Genomic DNA, 16674 nt, shown 5'->3' on the forward strand with positions numbered 1-16674 from the left:
TAGTTCTGCGCAGCGCCGCGAAATGGATAGGGGTACCCCCCCTTGATTGACTGGTGCTTTGAGAGGTCAGCATGGCAGGACGCCCACCAAAACCGACCGCGCTGAAAGTCATTACCGGTAACCCGGGGAAGCGGTCGAATAACAAGCAGGAGCCGGACCCGGCCTACTTGGTGAATCTCGAGCCGCCGGCTTGGCTGCATGCGGCGGCCCGAGAGGTGTGGCTTGAAGTGGCTCCCCACCTCTCGGCGGCGAAGCTGCTGACGGAGGTTGATGTGCAGGCACTGGCCATGGGCTGCGTTGCTATCGCTCAGTATCGCCAGGCTGTGCGCGTGGCGGGTGACAACCTGGTGAAGTCCAAGGTTGTCCTTGACGAGGACGAGAATCCGGTCGCCGCCGGTGAACACATCAACCCCTGGCTGATCGTCCAGTCGATGAGCTTTAAGCAGGCGATGGCGATCTTCCAGCAGTTCGGCATGTCGCCTGCTGCTCGGACGCGCATCGCCATCCAGCCGCAAGGTGACCTGTTCGGCCATGGCAACAACGAAAAGCAAGGCACCGGCCGTTTCTTCACCTAGGCGGCGCTACCCGAAGGATCCAGCAACGCGCTTTGCGCGGAAGGTCATCGCCGGCAAAATCATTGCCGGTCCCCACGCCCGGGACGCCTGTGCTCGGCACCTGAAAGATCTTGAGCAGGGGCCGGCCCGTGGCTTGTTCTGGGATGTGGCCGAAGTCGAGCACGCCATTGCTTTCTTCGAGGAAGTGCTTCGTCTCAATGGCGGTGACTACGAAGGCGTGCCGTTCGAGCTTCTGCCATGGCAGATGTTCGTCGTTGGCAGCCTGTTCGGTTGGAAGACTGATGACAGTTACCGACGGTTTCGCCAGGCCTTCGTCGAGACTGGCAAGGGCTCCGGCAAGTCGCCGCTGGCGGCCGGCGTCGGCATGAAAGGACTGGTGGCCGACGGCGAGGCTCGTGCTGAAATCTACGCCGGTGCAACGAAGAAGGACCAGGCCATGGTCCTATTTCGTGATGCGGTCGCCATGTACCAGCTCTCGCCCGAGCTGCGCAGCCGGCTCAAATCGAGTGGCACTGGCGAGAACGTCTGGAACCTCGCCTACCCGGAACGCGGCGCCTTCTTCCGCCCGATCTCGGCGGACGATGGGCAGTCCGGTCCGCGACCGCACATCGCGCTGATCGACGAGATCCACGAGCACAAGACCAACACCACGGTCGAAATGCTCCGGGCGGGCACCAAAAGCCGCCGCCAGGCGATCATCTTCATGATCACCAACAGCGGTAGCAGCAAGACCAGCCCCTGCTGGGCGTATCACGACTACGGCGCCAAGGTGGCCGCCGGTATTCTGGAGGACGATTCCTTCTTCGCCTTCGTCTGCGCTCTGGACAAGGACGATGACCCGTTCAAGGACGAGCGCTGCTGGGCCAAGGCCAATCCCAGCCTGCAGCACGCGAACCTGCCGGGCATGAAGTACCTGCGCGAACAGGTGCGCGAAGCGCGTGGCATGCCGGGCAAGGAAGCCACCGTCCGCCGGCTCAACTTCTGCCAATGGACCGAGGCCGAAAATCCGTGGATTTCGGCCGATATCTGGCTCGGCGCCGGGCGTGAATACGACTGGCGCCAGTTTGCCGGTCGCCGGGCATACGCCGGCCTTGATCTTTCCAGCACTACCGACCTCACCGGCCTGGTGCTCTGGATCGAGCCGGTCGACGAAGGCGAGCCCTGGCGCATGGTGCCCTTCTGCTGGTTGCCGGATGAAGGTTTAGAAGACAAGGAAAAGCGCGATCGCGTGCCCTACCTAGCATGGAAGCGGGCCGGTTACCTGGAAACCACGCCCGGCCGGGCCGTCAGCAAACTGCAGGTCGCTCGCCGTCTGGTCGAGATTGCCGACCACTTCGAGTTGGTGGCTTGTGCCTTTGACCGTTGGCGCATAGCAGATTTCAAGGCGCTGGCCGACGACAACGGCCTGACGCTGCCCAACATGGCTCCCTTCGGACAGGGCTACCAGGACATGAGTCCAGCCGTTGAAGCCACCGAAACACACCTGCTCAACGGCACTGTAATTCACCCGTCGCACCCGGTGTTCACATGGTGTGCAGCCAACGCGGTCGTTGTCAGTGACGCCGCCGAGAATCGAAAACTGAGCAAGGAAAAAGCCTCTGGCCGCATCGATCTGATGGTGGCCGGTGTCATGGGGGCCGGGCTGATTGCCCGGACCATCGTAGAAGAGCCTGAACCCGGAATCGTCATTTTATGAACGCACTCGGTACCTGGTACAACGCCGACCGCGTCGCCCAGTCCGGCAGTGTCATCTTGTCCGAATGGAAGGCGCGGCGCGAAGCCGAACGGGCAGGGCGGCCGCAGGCCTCGGTGCCAATCAGCCAGATCACGCCTGGCAGCGACATGTTCGACATCCTTACCGGCGGCTATGGCATTCAGGGTGCTGGCGTGCCGGTTACCGAGCAGACCGTCATGGCCATCGGCGCCGTGTACGCCTGCGTTGGCATCATCGGCGGTGCGCTTGCTGCGCTGCCGTTCCACCTGTTCAAGCGCCTGACCGATGGCCGCGAGCGCTACGACAGCGACCTCTGGTGGCTGTTCAACGAAAGCCCCTGGCCGTCCTGGACGGCGGCCAGCGCCTGGTCGTTCGCTGCCCAGTCCATCGGCCTCAAGGGCGATGGCTTCTGGCGCATCCGGCGCGTGACGCCATTCACTCAGGCCATTCAAGGTTTCGAGCCATACCATCCCGACCGCGTCCAGGTCATCCAGGATGCTGGCCGCAACTACTACCGTGTCGTCAATCAGGACGGCACAGTCGATATCGTCGATCAAGACGACATGCTGCACTTCCCCGGTATCGGTTACGACGGCAAGCGCAGCATCACACCCATCCGCGCCGCCTTACGACCAGCCGGTGGTATCGCTCTGGCCGCCGATGAATACGCCGGCAGTTTTTTCCGCAACGGCGCCCGGCCCGATTTCGCGCTCAAGACGGCAGGTAAGCTCGATCACGACGCTGCCGACCTGTTACGCAATACCTGGGCTGCCCGCCACGCCGGCCCGAGCAATGCCCACCTGCCGGCGATCCTGACCGGCGGCCTCGATGTGCAGCAGCTCACCATGTCCGCTGAGGATGCGCAGCTACTCGCCACCCGCAAGTTCCAGATCGAGGACATCGCCCGCATCTTCGGCGTGCCGCCGCACATGATCGGCTACACCGAGAAATCGACAAGCTGGGGCAGCGGCATCGAGCAGATGTCCATCGGCTTCGTCCGCTACACCCTGCGCCGCTACATAGATGCCATGGCTCAGGAGATCAATCGGAAGATCTGGCCGCAGTCGCGCAGTTATTTCGGTGAGTTCAATGTCGACGCACTGCTCGACGGCGACAGCAAGGCCCAGGCCGAATATTTTGCCAAAGCCCTCGGCGGTCCCGGCACGCAGGGCTGGATGACCATCAACGAAGTTCGCCGCCTGAAAAACCTCAAGCCCATTGCCGGCGGCGACAAGCTCATTTTTACCAGCACCGGCCAGACTGCGCCGACTCCTGCTGACAATCCAGCGCCCGAAACCGACCCGGAGGAAACCGATGCATCCGATGCTTAAACTGCTGGCCAGTAACCGCAAGCGTGGCTACTTCAAGGCCGAGGCAGCGCCGGCCGGCGACGAGGCGACGATCTACCTCTACGACATGATCGTCGACTCGCAGGATGAGGCCGATTGGTGGGGCGGCGTCGCGCCGGAAACCTTCATCAAGACGCTCAATGCCATGGATGCGCCGACCATCCACCTGCGCGTCAAGAGCCCTGGCGGCTCGGTCTTTGCAGCGCGGGCCATGGAACAGGCCATTCGCGAGCACAAGAGCCGCATCGTCACGCACGTTGACGGCCTGGCCGCCAGTGCTGCCACCTTTCTGATCCTGCCGTCCGACGAAATCATCATCGCGCCTGGATCGTTCTACATGATCCACAAGGCCTGGACCGTCGCCTATGGCAACGCCGACGAATTCCGCAAGTCGGCCGCCCTGCTCGACCAGATCGACGGCAGCCTGGTGAAAAGCTATGCCGCGAAGACCGGCCAGGATTCGAAGGACATCGCTGATTGGATGGCCGCCGAAACCTGGCTCGAAGCGGAGCGCGCCGTAGAACTCGGCTTCTGCGACTCGGTGGCCGAAGACAGTAAGGCCAAAGCCTTGGCCAGTGCCTGGGACCTTTCCGCCTACCAGCATGCTCCGGTCGATGCTGCCCACGAATTGCCGCAACGAAACCCGCCGCCTCCCAGCCCCAATCCGATCGACCGCGATGCCCTGCACCGCGCCGCCCTCAAAGCCCTGATCCCCGCCTGACGCTCACGCGACCGGCACCACTCAAGCCGCCTCCGGGCGGCTTTTTTAATGGAGCACTCCCAATGAAAAACCTGCAAGCCCTGCGTGAGCGCCGCGACCAACTGGCGCACACCCTGACCAATCTGGTCGACAAGGACAAGACCCCGGAATGGAAGCCCGAGCACCAGGCCCAGTACGACCAGGCCATGGCCGAGATCGGCGATATCGACGCCCAGATCAAGCGCCACAACGACGCCATGGCCGCCATTGGCGCCCAGGCCGCGACCGGTAACGTCGGCGACAACCTGCGCGAACAATTTACCCGTACCCCGGACGCCCACGGTACCGAGACCGGCGCCCTGCGTGCCTACCTTACTGGTGGCCTAATGGCCCTACAGCCCGAGCAGCTCAACGCCATGCGCACCCGCCAGTCCGGCGACATCGCCAACGCCATGCGCCTGCCGCAAGCCGGCATGTCGACGAACGCGCCAGCCGAGGGCGGTTACACCGTCGCCACCGAGTATTACCGCCAGCTGACGGAAGCGCAGAGGGCCTTTGGCGGCATTCGCAGCGTCGCCACCGTCATCCAGACAGGTACCGGTGCGCCGATGAATTTCCCATCCGCCGATGCCACATCGGAGGAAGGCGAGATTGTTGGTCAGAACACCCCCGTGGCATTGGGTGAAACTACATTCGGCAATATTTCGGTGGATTCTTACAAGTATTCGTCGAAGAAAATCGCCGTACCGTTCGAGCTGATCCAGGATTCGATGTTCGACATCGAGGGTTATATCAACGCGCTGCTGGCCATTCGTCTCGGCCGTATCACCAGTAAGCATCTCACCACCGGCACGGGCATCAACCAGCCACGCGGCATCGTCACTGCCTCGTTGGTCGGTAAGGTGGGCGCCACCGGCCAGACTGTGGCGGTGACCTACGATGACCTAGTCGATCTCGAGCATGCTGTCGACCCGGTCTATCGCGCCGGCGGTAACGTCGGCTTCATGCTGCATGACAGTTCGCTCAAGGCTATCCGAAAAATCAAGGATACCCAGGGCCGCCCGATCTTCGTGCCGGGCTACGAGCAGGGCAATCCCGGTGGCGCACCTGATCGCCTGCTTGGTCGGCCGATCTTCATCAGCCAGGAAATGCCGGTCATGGCCGCCAACGCCAAGTCCATTCTGTTCGGCGATTTCAGCCGCTACATGATCCGTGAGGTGATGGACCTGACGCTGTTCCGCATGGCCGACAGCAACTTCATCCTCAACGGCCAGATCGGCTTCGTCGCTTTCAACCGCCAGGGCGGCAACCTGATCGACGTCGGCGGTGCCGTCAAGCACTACGCCAACTCCGCCACCTGATCACAACGGCCGGGCCAGCCGAGCAGGCCCGGCCATGGAGAGAGTCATGGGAATCAAAGTCCGCATTCTCACTGCCTTCACACTCGACGGCATTGATTATCACCCCAATCAGGTTGTCGATTTTCCAGTGGCCACTGCCAAGGCGCAAGAAGCTGCTGGCACGGTCGACGCACACAAGGAAGCCGTTTCCTACTGTGTCAATGATCTGGGCGCTGTCGTCGTGATTCACAAGATCAAGACAACCGCCTCCGGAGACGAAAAACCGGCGGTGACAAAATGACAGTAAAACTACTGTGTGACTGGGAAGATTCACGCACCGGGAGGCGCTATAAATCCGGCAACCTACTCACGACAGACGCGGGGACGGAAGCTGGTCTTGTCGCCGCGAAGCTGGCTGACATGAATTTGACTGGTGGCACGAATTACATTTCCCCTGTTGTTGATAAACAGATATTTCCGGTAATCGCTGAATTCAATTCAGTCACCGAGGGGATTGGAAGTTTGACCGCAGGCGGGCGCGATGCGTTGAGCGCCTACGTCAAGGGCGCTCGTTCGCCGATGCCAGCTGTTGGTGGTTCAGTGCTGGTTATCGGGGACGTATCGGTTGTCGCCGGCAGTCCGACCGTAACCATCGAAACAGGCCCCAACGGGAAGCCTGCCATCAAAGTCGTGACTGCAGTCGGCGTGCATGCGGAAATCAAGTTCCCCGGCCTGGTGGGGGCCTATACGGGCGGCGACGCGTATCTGTGCATGCACGGCAGCTACTCCCAGTCTAATGTCGATTATGTCACTTGCTATGTTTCGCAAGACGCGGCGGGCTACGCGAAAGGGTGGTCCAATAAAGTGCAATACGCGCTGGCCGCACCGCTGAACAGCCCAAAGGAGCAGGGCGGCGCAGTCACTTACATGTTCAGAAAAGGCGCTAATGCGAACTTCGGCGCCCCGACATATCCTGCGTACATCGCCGACATGAAGTTGCGCATCATGCCGAAGGCGGGGGCTGCCGCCACAGTGTGGATTTACGCCTTCGGGTTTTCGACGCCGCGTACCAAGGGGCGCATCTGTGTGACATGGGATGACGGCTATGACTCGACGTTCAAGCTCGGTTACGACATTTTCGCCAGCCGAGAAATTAAACAGACGCTCGCCGTTATCGGGTCGACGCAGGGCACTGGCAACGGGTATTCAAATATCGACCAGCTTCATGCATTCCTGAATGCCGGTAACGCGCTGGTAGCGCACGGGCCGTGGCCGAATTCTGGTGCCGGCAATCTCTTTACGGCCTATCCCGGCTCTGCAAATCCGGTGTCTGATGCAGTCGCCGATATGACGCGGAATCTTGCGTATCTACGCGACAACGGGCTGCTGGTGCCGGGAGCAGAAAGCTGCTACGTGTGGCCGCAGGGTGTGTTTCAGCAGTCGGTCAATGACACGGCTTTGCTTGACGCCGCCATCGCCGCCGGTTTTACGCTTGGTCGATCTGCGTCTGCATCCACCGCCCATATCGTCAATATTGATGCGGCGAGCAAATACGGTCGAATGGCACTGCCGATCATCGGGCACACCTGGGCTGGCACTACTGCGGCAGAGGCGACGAACATCACGGCAATAACGACCGCTATTGCGGCGCTATCCACGGATAAATCGGACGGTTTTTTGATGCTCCATCGCGTACAGCCGACTACAACGGCCGATGGGGCGATGAGTGCTATTGGCATCCGACACGCCGATCTTGAAACCATCGCCGCAGCTATCAAGGCTGGAGTGGATGCGGGAACGTTGGAGCCGGTCACCATGCCCGAACTCGCTGCAAATGGCTCCGGGTATTGGGGCAGTTTTTAATCCGTCCGGGCAACGCAAACAGTATTCCTCACTGAGGAAAACCCATGTCGTATAAGGTCATCGTCGGTCCCACCGAAGAGCCTGTCACGCTTGCCGAGGCGAAAGCCCAGTGCAGTATTGACGGCAACGAATTTGATGCGCTGCTGACGGGCTGTATCGCTGCCGCCCGCCAACGCGCCGAACATGAGACCGGCCGCGCCCTGTGTACGCAGACCCGGCAATTGGCGCTCGATTCCTTTCCGGCCGCCTTCGTGCTGCGCGGCGCACCAGTACAGTCGCTGGTCTCGCTGGTCTACCTCGGCAGCGACGGGGTCGAGCGGACACTCGATCCGCAAGATACGCTGCTCGACAAGGACAGCGCGCCCGGCTACCTGCTGCCAGCCTACGGCAAGGCTTGGCCAGCCAGCCGCCCGGTGCCGAATGCCGTGCGCGTGCGATACCTCTGCGGTTATGGCGGGGCGGCCGAGGTGCCGGCGGCGATCAAGACCTGGATGCTGCTGGCGATCAATGCCCTGTTCGAACAGCGTGGGGCGTTCGTCACCGGCACCATCGCACCGGCACTGCCCGATCGCTTCTGGGACAGCTTCCTCGATCCCTTCCGCCTCATCGAGGTCGCATGATCCCGGCCGGCAAACTGAACCAGCGCGTCACCTTCCAGCGGAAGCTCGTCGAGCGCAACGGCCTCGGCGAGGAAGTCGTGACGTTTGCAGACGTCTGCACAGTGTGGGCCGAGGTGGTGCCGCTGCGCGGTCGCGAGTTTTTCGCCGCCGCGCAACTGCAGCAGGCCGTGGATATCCGCGTCCGTATCCGGGCGCGCTCCGGCTTGGCAGGCGATATGCGGCTCCTCTGGCGCGAGCAGCCCTACGACATCACGGCCATCATCCCCGGCACGGAACGTTACGCCGGTCTGCTCGAAATCATGGCCGTCAACGGGGTACGTCATGGCACTTAAAGTCGGCATGGGCACGGCCCTGCAGGCCGGCAACGAAGGGGGCGCGCTCGTCAGAGTCCGTGGCCTCGATGACCTGAAAAACATCCTGCGTGAGATCCCGGCCGAGTTGCGCCGCAAGACGCTGCTGGCCGCCCTGCGCAAGGCGGCACGGGTGCCGCTGCGGGTGGCGCGACAGAACGTGCCGATCATGAGCGCCGAGAGTGCGGCGAAGACACCGTACCGGGCGGCTGGCCTGCTCAAGAAACGGTTGATGGTACGTACCTCGAAGACAGCACGGCAGGCCGGTGCAGTCGGCGTGTTCATCAACGTCAAGCCAGCCGCCGGGGCGAAGTACCGAACACAGACGACACGCGTACTCGGCATTGCCTTCAAGGACCGCCGTCTGGTGCGCGCCGGCCAGCGCGGCGCCAAGAGTGCGAGCGACCCGTATTACTGGAAGTTCGTCGAGTTCGGTACCAAAAAAATGGCGGCACAGCCGTTCATCCGGCCGGCGGCTGAGGCTTTGCCCGAGGCGCTGGGTGTGTTTGCCGACGAGATGTCTGTTCAGTTCAAAAAATACAACGACCGCAAATGAGCGCCGAACGCCAACTCTACGAAGCCCTATCTGGTTGGGTCGGGTTGGCCGCCCTGGTCGGCGGCCGAATCTATCCCGATGCCATCCCTGAAAAGCAGCCGTTGCCGGCTGTCGTTTATTCACGGGCCGGCACCAATCCGACCCGGACGATTGACGGCCGGCTGGTCTGTGAGGACGTGCGGCTGGCCATGACTGCCTGGGCCAGGACACGCGAAGAGGCCGGCGCCGTCGCCGATGAGGTGGAAGCGGCCCTGGCCACCGCTGGCAACCCATCGCTTGACCGGTCCGGCGGGTATGACGAGCAGACCGGGTTGTTCGCCGTCAACGTCGAAACCGACTGGTTCTGGTCGGCCTGAGCGCCGACCTTGATTTCAACCACAAGCCGCCAACGGGCGGCTTTTTTTATGGAGAGTCACCCATGGCAACTGCCCGCAAGTGGTCCAACGTCGCTGTCGCGATGCAGTCGGCGCTGGCCGCCACGATCCCTATTACCGGTATCTCGAAGGCCGCCGAAGGCGTCGTGACAGCCAATAACACCTTCGTTGCCGGCGATTTCGTCCTGCTCTCCGTACAGGGTATGCGGCAGGTCGACGACCGGGTATTCCGCGTCAAGTCGCCGACCGGGGCGAATTTCATCCTGGAAGGTGAGGACACCACGGCCTTCGACGGATTTTCATCTGGCACCGTCCAGAAAATTACCTTTGGCACGTCGATCACCACGGCAACCAGCATCTCGTCTTCCGGCGGCGAATTCGATTTCCTCGATACGACAACCATCCATCAGGGTGCTCGCTCGCAGGTTCCGGGTTTGCCGTCGGCGGCGACCTTCACTTTCGACAACATCTGGGACGTGTCCGATGCCGGCCTCAAGGCGATGAAATCGGCTTCTGATTCACAGGGCAAGCGGGCCTTCATGTTCACGTTCGGAGTGGGCGGCCAGATCATGGTCTTCAACGGCTACGTCGGTGCCTCGCTGCTGCCGGGTGGCTCGGCACAGCAACTGGTGACGACCAAGACGGCGATCACCATGAACGGCACGCCGACCTACTACGGAAGCTGACCATGAGCGCACTCGCTGAAAAAATCCGCAAGGCCCGCGAAATCAAGGTTAAAGCCGGCGGCGTCACCTTCATCTGCCGCCGGCCAAGCGATCTCGAAATGATCGAGTTGCGCGGTCGGCCCACGGGGCGTGGCATCCTGCCCTTCATCATCGGCTGGGAGGGCGTCACCGAACAGACCATCACAGGAACTGGCGCGCCGCATCCGCTGGATTTCGACGCAGCAGCCTGCGCCGAGTGGTTGCAGGATCGCCTTGACCTGCTCGGCGCCGTGATGCAGGACATCGTTGATGCCTATCAGGCACACACCGAGAAAACGGCTGGCGCCATAAAAAACTAATCGACTGGCTGGGGCAGCAGGATTTGCCGGGCGTCCTCAAGCCAGTCGAACCGACCGCCGAACAGCGGCTGATCATCCGCGCCTGGAACCTGATGGGCGGCCTCGACTGGGCTGCCTTGCCGACGGTCGCCGACCTGCTCGGCATCACCGATATCGAAATCTTCGTCGCCCAACTGGCGGCGATTCGTGATCACTTACGCGAGGAAAGCTGATGGCCATCGCAAAGCTATCGATCGACATCGAGGCGCGCCTGGCGAACTTCGAGCAGCAGATGGAGAAAGTCGCCAAGCAGGCTGAAGGCTTGGCTGGGCGCGTCAAGTCTTCGTTCTCCACGCTCGGCATGACGGTTGGGGGTGTCATCGGCGGCTTGGTCAGCGCTGAAGCCGTTGGGCGATTCAAGGGGCTGGTTGATTCGCTCGACCAGCTGGACGAAGCCGCCGAGCGCCTCGGCATGTCCGCCGAAAGCCTCTCGGCGCTGGACTTCGCCGGCAAGATGAATGGCGTCGAGTTCGAGGACATGACAACCGCGCTGACCAAGCTGTCGGTCAAGATGCAGGAGGCCGCCAGTGGCGGCAAGGAAGCAGGCGCCCTGTTCGCCGACATCGGCGTCAAGGTTGTCGATTCCGCTGGCAAGCTCAAGCCGGTGGAAAAGGTGTTCGCCGAAATCGCCGAGCGCTTCGCCGGTTTCAAGGATGGCGCCGGCAAGACGGCGCTGGCCGTCGATCTGCTCGGCAAATCCGGCGCCAAGCTGGTGCCAGTGCTTAACGGCGGTGCCGATGGCCTGGAGCGCATGCGCAAGGAACTCGAAACCCTGGGCGGCGTCGTTGATGGAAAACTCAGCAAACAGGCAGCCGATTTAAACGACAACCTGGATCGACTCTCGGTGCTCTCTGGAGCGGTCGGCAAGAACATTGCTGGTGGCCTGCTGCCCTGGCTGAACAAGCTGGCTACTGAATTCCTTGTTGCACAATCAGCCGGACTTGGTTTCTTCGACATGCTCTATGCGCGCTCGTCGTCGGCTGGTGACAATCATATTGACAAGTTGGAGCGAGCGACTCAAGAGCTTGAGAAGCTTAAAGCTGAGCGCTCTCGTCGGGTAGCTGATATACCACGGACCGGGAGTTACTATGCTGATATTCCGAGTATCGATGCGGATATCGCCAGAGCGCAGCGACTCGTCTCATATCATAAAAATATCAAAGAGGCGCAGGAACGCGCCGACGCCCCGCCGCCAGACAAGCAAAAAACGGGTGGTGGAACCGAGATCACCCGCACCGGAACAGGGGGCGGCAAAAAGAAACACGAAACGGCTGAAGCCACCGCCGAGGCCACCGCCTACGGCAAGGCCATGGAGTCGCTGGCCAAGGTTAGCGGGGATGCCAACGCCTCGACGCTTGACCTGAACAAGAGCCAGGCCGCCCTGTACGACCTGATGACCAGCGCCGAATGGCAGACGATGCCAGACGCCTGGAAGAAAACCGCCGTCGCGCAGTTCGAGCAGGCCTACGCTGCCGAGCAGTCGGCTGCCGCGACGGCGCAGCTGAATCGCCTTCTCGGCGAAACCAAGTCCAGCAAGATCGAGGTGGCCCGCGACGACATGCTGGCGCTCACCAAGGCGCTTGAAGAATGTGTCATCAGCGAGGAAAAATATCTCGAGGCCGTGCAGGCACGGCTCGGACTAGGTTCCGAGGAAATCCAGAAGCAAAAATCCCTAGTCGAGGAGCTCGGCCTGACCTTCAGTTCAGCCTTCGAAGATGCTGTTGCCGGTGGCAAGCAATTCGGTGACGTACTGAAAGGACTGGAACAAGACATCCTGCGCCTGCTGACACGGCTGGCGGTGACCGAACCGCTGGGCAAGGCGGTGCAGGGATTCGACTGGGGCGGGCTGGCCAGTGCCGCCGTCGGTTTGTTTTCCGGCGGGACCGGCACCGCAAGCGCCGGTCCGTCGGCGGCGGCGGGCGGCGGATCATGGCTGGGTACCGGGCAGCGTTTCGCCCTGGGCGGCGTTTTCGAGAAATCGCCGTCGCTCTCGGCTTTCTCGGGTGGCGTTTTCGATTCGCCGCAGTTCTTCCGTTTCGCTGCCGGCGCTGGCGTGTTCGGCGAAGCCGGCCCGGAGGCCATCATGCCGCTCAAGCGCGGCCGGGACGGCAAGCTGGGCGTGGCGGCAGAGAGCGGCGGCGGCAACGTCACGGTCAACGTTATCAACAACACCGATGCACAGGCGCGCAGCGAGAAACGCAGCGACGGCAGCGGCGGCACGATCATTGATGTCTTCATCGAGCAGGCCAAGAACGCTGTGGCCGGCGACATCGCCCGCGGCTCCGGCGCCGTGCCGGCGGCGCTGCAGGGTGCCTACGGCCTCAAGCGCGCGGCGGGAGCCTACTGATGGCGGCCTGGCCTTCGACATTGCCCGGGCCGCTGGTGGATGGCTACGCCATCAGCCCGGTCGAGCAGACCGTCCGCACCGACATGGAAGTGGGCGCGGCGCGCGTGCGCCGGCGCAGCTTCGCCCGCAACGACCTGGTCGACGTGTCGTTCCTCTTCACCGGCGCCCAGTTCGCCACCTTCCGCGCCTGGTCCGAAAGTGACGGGGCCGGCGGCGCGGCCTGGTTCGAAATCGACCTCGACGTGGACGGCGTGATTGCCCCGGAAGAAGCCCGCTTCAAGGGCGCGTGGAAGGCAGCACGCAACGGCATCTACTGGAAAATCACCGCCCAGCTGGAGGTGCGTTGATGCCGGACAGCACGCTCTCCCAGGCCTTGCGCGAGGCCTATGCCGCCGCGCCGTCCAACGTCGCGATCTATCACACGCTGGAACTCAACCATGCGGCCTTCAACCAGCCGATCTACGTGGTCAACGATTGGACCGACCTGAATGCCCGGCTGGAAACCGGGGCTGATGTCACCTTCCTGCGCTTCGCCTTCCGGCTCACCAAGCCGGAAGTGACGCCGACCGGCATCCCGCAACTAACGGTGGAAATCGACAATGTGTCGCGCGACATCCTGGCCAATGTGCAACTGGCGATGGGCTCGACCGCGCCGATCACGATGACCTTCCGCGAATACCTGTCGTCGGACCTGACGGCGCCGCAGAACGACCCGCCGATGACCATGGAACTGTCGAACATCAAGGCCGACGTGTTCAAGGTATCGGCCGTGGCCAGCTTCGGCGACTACCTCGACCGGCGCTTCCCCGGCGAGGAATACACCGCCGAACGCTTTCCCGGGCTGGTGGTGTCATGACGCACTGGGCCTTCGCCTACATCGGCCAGCCGTGGGTCAGTGAAAGCCACGACTGCTGGGGCTTCTTCCGTCGCGTGCAGCGCGAGCGCTTCGGGCGCGAGATCCCGCCCTTCGACGTCGATGCCTTCAACCGGCTGGCCTGCGCCCGCGCCGTGGCCGGCAATCCAGAGCGGGCCAACTGGCGGCCGGTGGCAGTGCCGGCCGAAGGCGACGCGGTGCTGCTGGCGCACGCCCGGCACCCCTCGCACGTCGGCCTGTGGGTCGCCGTCGACGGCGGCGGTGTGTTGCATTGCGTGAACGGGCCGGGCGTCGTGTTTCAGTCGGTCAAGATGCTCAAGGCCTCCGGCTGGGGCCACCTGGAGTTCTACCGCCATGTTTAGCGCCACCTGCGTGACGGTACGCGATCCCTTCCACCCGCTGCGCCACCGCGAGGTTGCCGAACTGACGGCCCCGGCGCCGATCCGCTCGCTAGCCCCGGCGACGGACAAGCCCTTCATCATCCTGCGCAACGGCGAGGCAGTGCTGCGCGCCGACTGGGACCAGCCAATCAACAACGCCGACCTGCTGGCCGTGGTGCTGCTGCCGCAGGGCGGGGATGGCGGCTCGGACGTGATGCGGGTGATCCTGATGATCGTGGTTGCGGTGGTTTCGATCTACACGGGCATGCCGGTCGCCTCGGGCGGACTGGGCTGGGGCGCGGCCGCACAGGCCGCCGTCGGCATCGTCGGCGCCGCCCTGGTCAACGCCATGTTGCCGCCGCCATCGGCCGCCGGTTCGAACATGGGTGGCGGGCAGGCGGCCAGCCCGACCTACAACATCGCGGCGCAAGGTAACCAGGCGCGGCTCGAATCGCCGATCCCGATCCAGTACGGACGGATGATTTCCTTTCCCGACTTCGCCGCCGCGCCCTACGTGGCCTACGCCGGCAACGAGCAGTACCTCTACCAGTTGTTCTGCCTCGGCATCGGCGAATACGAGATCGAGCAGATTCGCATCGAGGACACGCCGATCGGCAACTTCGAGGAGGTGGAGTGTCAGATCGTGCCGCCGGGCGGTGTGCTGACGCTGTTCCCGGCGGCGGTGGCGACGGCGGTGGAAGTCTCCGGACAGGAGGCATTGACCGGCGTGCCGATTGGCCCCTTCACGGCCAACGCCGCGGGGTCGCTGGCCGGCCGGCTGGCGGTGGACGTGGTCTGCCCGCGTGGCCTCTACTTCGCCACCGACGAGGGCACGCTGCTGGCCAAGTCGATCACCTTCCAGGTCGAGGCGCGGGCCATCAATGATCTCGGCGCGCCGACGACCGGCTGGCTGCTGCTCGGCAGCCGTCAGGTATCGGCCGCCACCGGCACGCCGCAGCGCTTCAGCTACGAATTCACGGTGGCGCCCGGGCGCTACGAGGTGCGGCTGACGCGCCTCGATGCCAAGGACAGTTCGACCCGCGCCGGCCATGAACTCAGTTGGGCGGGGCTGCGCGCCTTCATCGACGGCAACCATGATTTCGGCGACGTGACGCTGGTGGCGATCAAGATGCGGGCGACGAACAACCTGTCGCAGCAGGCCAGCCGCAAGATCAACATCATCTCGACGCGCAAGCTCTACACCTGGACCGGCGCGGCCTGGGCCGGGCCGGTGGCGACGCGCTCCATCGCCTGGGCCTTCGCCGATGCCTGCCGTCATGTCGGGCTGCCGGAGAACCGCCTCGACCTCGATGGCCTGCTGGCGCTCGATGCCGTGTGGACGGCGCGCGGCGACACCTTCAATGCCCGCTTCGATTCGCTCTCGACCTTCTGGGAAGTCACCGAGCAGATCGCCCGCGCCGGTCGCGCCAAGCGCTACATGCAGGGCGGTATCGTCTGCCTGGTGCGCGACCAGGCCGCCACGCTGCCGGTGGCCTTGTATTCGATGCGCAACATCAAGCGCGGCTCGTTCAATCTGGAGTTCCTGACGCCGACGGCAGACACCGCCGACGCGGTGCGCATCACCTACTTCGACAGTTCGCTGTGGAAGCCGTTGCCGCTGACCGCCAAGCTGCCCGATTCGACGGCGAGCAGGCCGGCGAAAATCGAACTGCTGGGCGTCACCGAGCGCGAGCAGGCCTACCGCGAAGGCATCTACATGGCGGCGGCCAACCGCTACCGGCGGACCCTGATCCGCTTCGAAACGGAGATGGAAGGCTTCATCCCGACCTACGGCGACCTGGTGGCGATCAATCACGACCTGCCGCAGTGGGGGCAGCACGGTGAGGTCGAGGTGTGGGACGCGGCGACGCGGACCCTGACGCTCTCCGAACCGTTGACCTGGGCGGAGGAGGGTACGCATTACCTCGGCCTGCGCCGACGCGATGGCTCGTTGGCCGGCCCCTACGTGGTAACGCCGGGCGCGACCGCGCACAAGGTGATGCTGGCCGAACCGCCGGATTTCACGCCCTACGCCGGCCAGGACGAGGAGCGCACGCACACGACCTTCGGCTGGGGCGAGACCTGGCGCCAACTGGCGCGGGTGATCTCGATCCGCCCGACGGACACCTGCCGGGTGGCGCTGGTGTGCGTGAATGAAGACCCGAGCGTGCACACGGCCGAAGACGGCATCACCGCGCCGCCCGTCAATGCCTCGCAACTACCGGCGACGCCGAGCGCGCCGGCGGTGCTGGGGCTCTCGGCCCGCTCGATGCCCGGCGCCCCGGAACGGATGCTGCTGACCTGGCAGCCGGCGCCCGGCGCCGAGTACTACATCGTCGAGCAGTCGGCCGATGAATCAGCCTGGACACGCAGCGGCGAGACGCGGGCAGCGAACTTCACGGCGATGGCGCTGTACGGCTCGCAAACCATCGTCCGCGTCGCCGCCGTGGGGCAACTGCGCGGCAGTTGGGCAACGATCAATTACGCCCTGGAGGCGGATTACATGTGGTCGTCGGATGCGAACACGCCGATGTGGACCGACGACAGCAACTTGATGTGGAGGTATTGA

19 protein-coding genes are annotated in these 16674 nt (G+C 63.4%); all 19 read left to right on the plus strand.

Annotation, left to right across the window (positions count from 1 at the left end; genetic code table 11):
* Positions 1-71 precede the first annotated feature (71 nt).
* Positions 72-575, plus strand: a complete 504-nt coding sequence (locus tag ACRC4F_RS22065) for a phage terminase small subunit P27 family (RefSeq protein ID WP_438661248.1) — start codon at positions 72-74, stop codon at positions 573-575.
* Positions 532-2271 carry a terminase large subunit gene (locus tag ACRC4F_RS22070; protein ID WP_438661249.1) on the plus strand — a complete coding sequence of 580 codons (1740 nt, stop codon included), beginning with the start codon at positions 532-534 and terminating at the stop codon, positions 2269-2271. The genes ACRC4F_RS22065 and ACRC4F_RS22070 overlap by 44 nt, the downstream gene beginning before the upstream one ends.
* Positions 2268-3620, plus strand: coding sequence for a phage portal protein (locus ACRC4F_RS22075; RefSeq protein ID WP_438661250.1), 1353 nt, complete (start codon positions 2268-2270; stop codon positions 3618-3620). The genes ACRC4F_RS22070 and ACRC4F_RS22075 overlap by 4 nt, the downstream gene beginning before the upstream one ends.
* The gene (locus ACRC4F_RS22080) at positions 3604-4359 is read left to right on the plus strand and encodes a head maturation protease, ClpP-related (protein ID WP_438661251.1); all 756 of its coding nucleotides are present in this window, start codon (positions 3604-3606) and stop codon (positions 4357-4359) included. The genes ACRC4F_RS22075 and ACRC4F_RS22080 overlap by 17 nt, the downstream gene beginning before the upstream one ends.
* A 62-nt stretch (positions 4360-4421) precedes the next feature.
* A complete protein-coding gene (locus ACRC4F_RS22085; protein ID WP_438661252.1) occupies positions 4422-5699 on the plus strand; it encodes a phage major capsid protein in 1278 nt (425 codons plus the stop codon).
* Positions 5700-5745: 46 nt separating this feature from the next.
* Positions 5746-5979 (plus strand): hypothetical protein, encoded by a 234-nt coding sequence (locus ACRC4F_RS22090; RefSeq protein WP_438661253.1) that lies wholly within the window; start codon positions 5746-5748, stop codon positions 5977-5979.
* Positions 5976-7541, plus strand: a complete 1566-nt coding sequence (locus ACRC4F_RS22095) for a hypothetical protein (RefSeq protein WP_438661254.1) — start codon at positions 5976-5978, stop codon at positions 7539-7541. The genes ACRC4F_RS22090 and ACRC4F_RS22095 overlap by 4 nt, the downstream gene beginning before the upstream one ends.
* 44 nt (positions 7542-7585) lie before the next feature.
* Positions 7586-8161: a head-tail connector protein gene (locus ACRC4F_RS22100; protein WP_438661255.1), complete on the plus strand. Its 576-nt coding sequence runs from the start codon at positions 7586-7588 to the stop codon at positions 8159-8161.
* Positions 8158-8493 (plus strand): phage head closure protein, encoded by a 336-nt coding sequence (locus ACRC4F_RS22105; protein WP_438661256.1) that lies wholly within the window; start codon positions 8158-8160, stop codon positions 8491-8493. Before ACRC4F_RS22100 ends, ACRC4F_RS22105 begins: the two co-directional genes overlap by 4 nt.
* Positions 8483-9067, plus strand: a complete 585-nt coding sequence (locus ACRC4F_RS22110; RefSeq protein ID WP_438661257.1) for an HK97-gp10 family putative phage morphogenesis protein — start codon at positions 8483-8485, stop codon at positions 9065-9067. Before ACRC4F_RS22105 ends, ACRC4F_RS22110 begins: the two co-directional genes overlap by 11 nt.
* The gene (locus ACRC4F_RS22115) at positions 9064-9423 is read left to right on the plus strand and encodes a DUF3168 domain-containing protein (RefSeq protein ID WP_438661258.1); all 360 of its coding nucleotides are present in this window, start codon (positions 9064-9066) and stop codon (positions 9421-9423) included. Before ACRC4F_RS22110 ends, ACRC4F_RS22115 begins: the two co-directional genes overlap by 4 nt.
* 62 nt (positions 9424-9485) lie before the next feature.
* On the plus strand, positions 9486-10127 hold the full coding sequence (locus tag ACRC4F_RS22120; RefSeq protein WP_438661259.1) for a phage tail tube protein: 642 nt from the start codon (positions 9486-9488) through the stop codon (positions 10125-10127).
* A gap of 2 nt (positions 10128-10129) precedes the next feature.
* Positions 10130-10465, plus strand: a complete 336-nt coding sequence (locus tag ACRC4F_RS22125) for a hypothetical protein (RefSeq protein ID WP_438661260.1) — start codon at positions 10130-10132, stop codon at positions 10463-10465.
* A gap of 23 nt (positions 10466-10488) precedes the next feature.
* Positions 10489-10677: a hypothetical protein gene (locus ACRC4F_RS22130; RefSeq protein WP_438661261.1), complete on the plus strand. Its 189-nt coding sequence runs from the start codon at positions 10489-10491 to the stop codon at positions 10675-10677.
* Complete coding sequence (locus ACRC4F_RS22135) at positions 10677-12851, plus strand: hypothetical protein (protein WP_438661262.1); 2175 nt, start codon at positions 10677-10679, stop codon at positions 12849-12851. The genes ACRC4F_RS22130 and ACRC4F_RS22135 overlap by 1 nt, the downstream gene beginning before the upstream one ends.
* Positions 12851-13198 (plus strand): hypothetical protein, encoded by a 348-nt coding sequence (locus ACRC4F_RS22140; RefSeq protein WP_438661263.1) that lies wholly within the window; start codon positions 12851-12853, stop codon positions 13196-13198. The genes ACRC4F_RS22135 and ACRC4F_RS22140 overlap by 1 nt, the downstream gene beginning before the upstream one ends.
* A complete protein-coding gene (locus tag ACRC4F_RS22145) occupies positions 13198-13707 on the plus strand; it encodes a DUF1833 family protein (RefSeq protein WP_438661264.1) in 510 nt (169 codons plus the stop codon). Before ACRC4F_RS22140 ends, ACRC4F_RS22145 begins: the two co-directional genes overlap by 1 nt.
* Positions 13704-14087, plus strand: a complete 384-nt coding sequence (locus ACRC4F_RS22150; protein ID WP_438661265.1) for an NlpC/P60 family protein — start codon at positions 13704-13706, stop codon at positions 14085-14087. The genes ACRC4F_RS22145 and ACRC4F_RS22150 overlap by 4 nt, the downstream gene beginning before the upstream one ends.
* A complete protein-coding gene (locus tag ACRC4F_RS22155) occupies positions 14080-16674 on the plus strand; it encodes a host specificity factor TipJ family phage tail protein (RefSeq protein WP_438661266.1) in 2595 nt (864 codons plus the stop codon). The genes ACRC4F_RS22150 and ACRC4F_RS22155 overlap by 8 nt, the downstream gene beginning before the upstream one ends.

The organism is Pseudomonas sp., assembly GCF_051660785.1.
Classification (GTDB): Bacteria; Pseudomonadota; Gammaproteobacteria; order Pseudomonadales; family Pseudomonadaceae; genus Aquipseudomonas.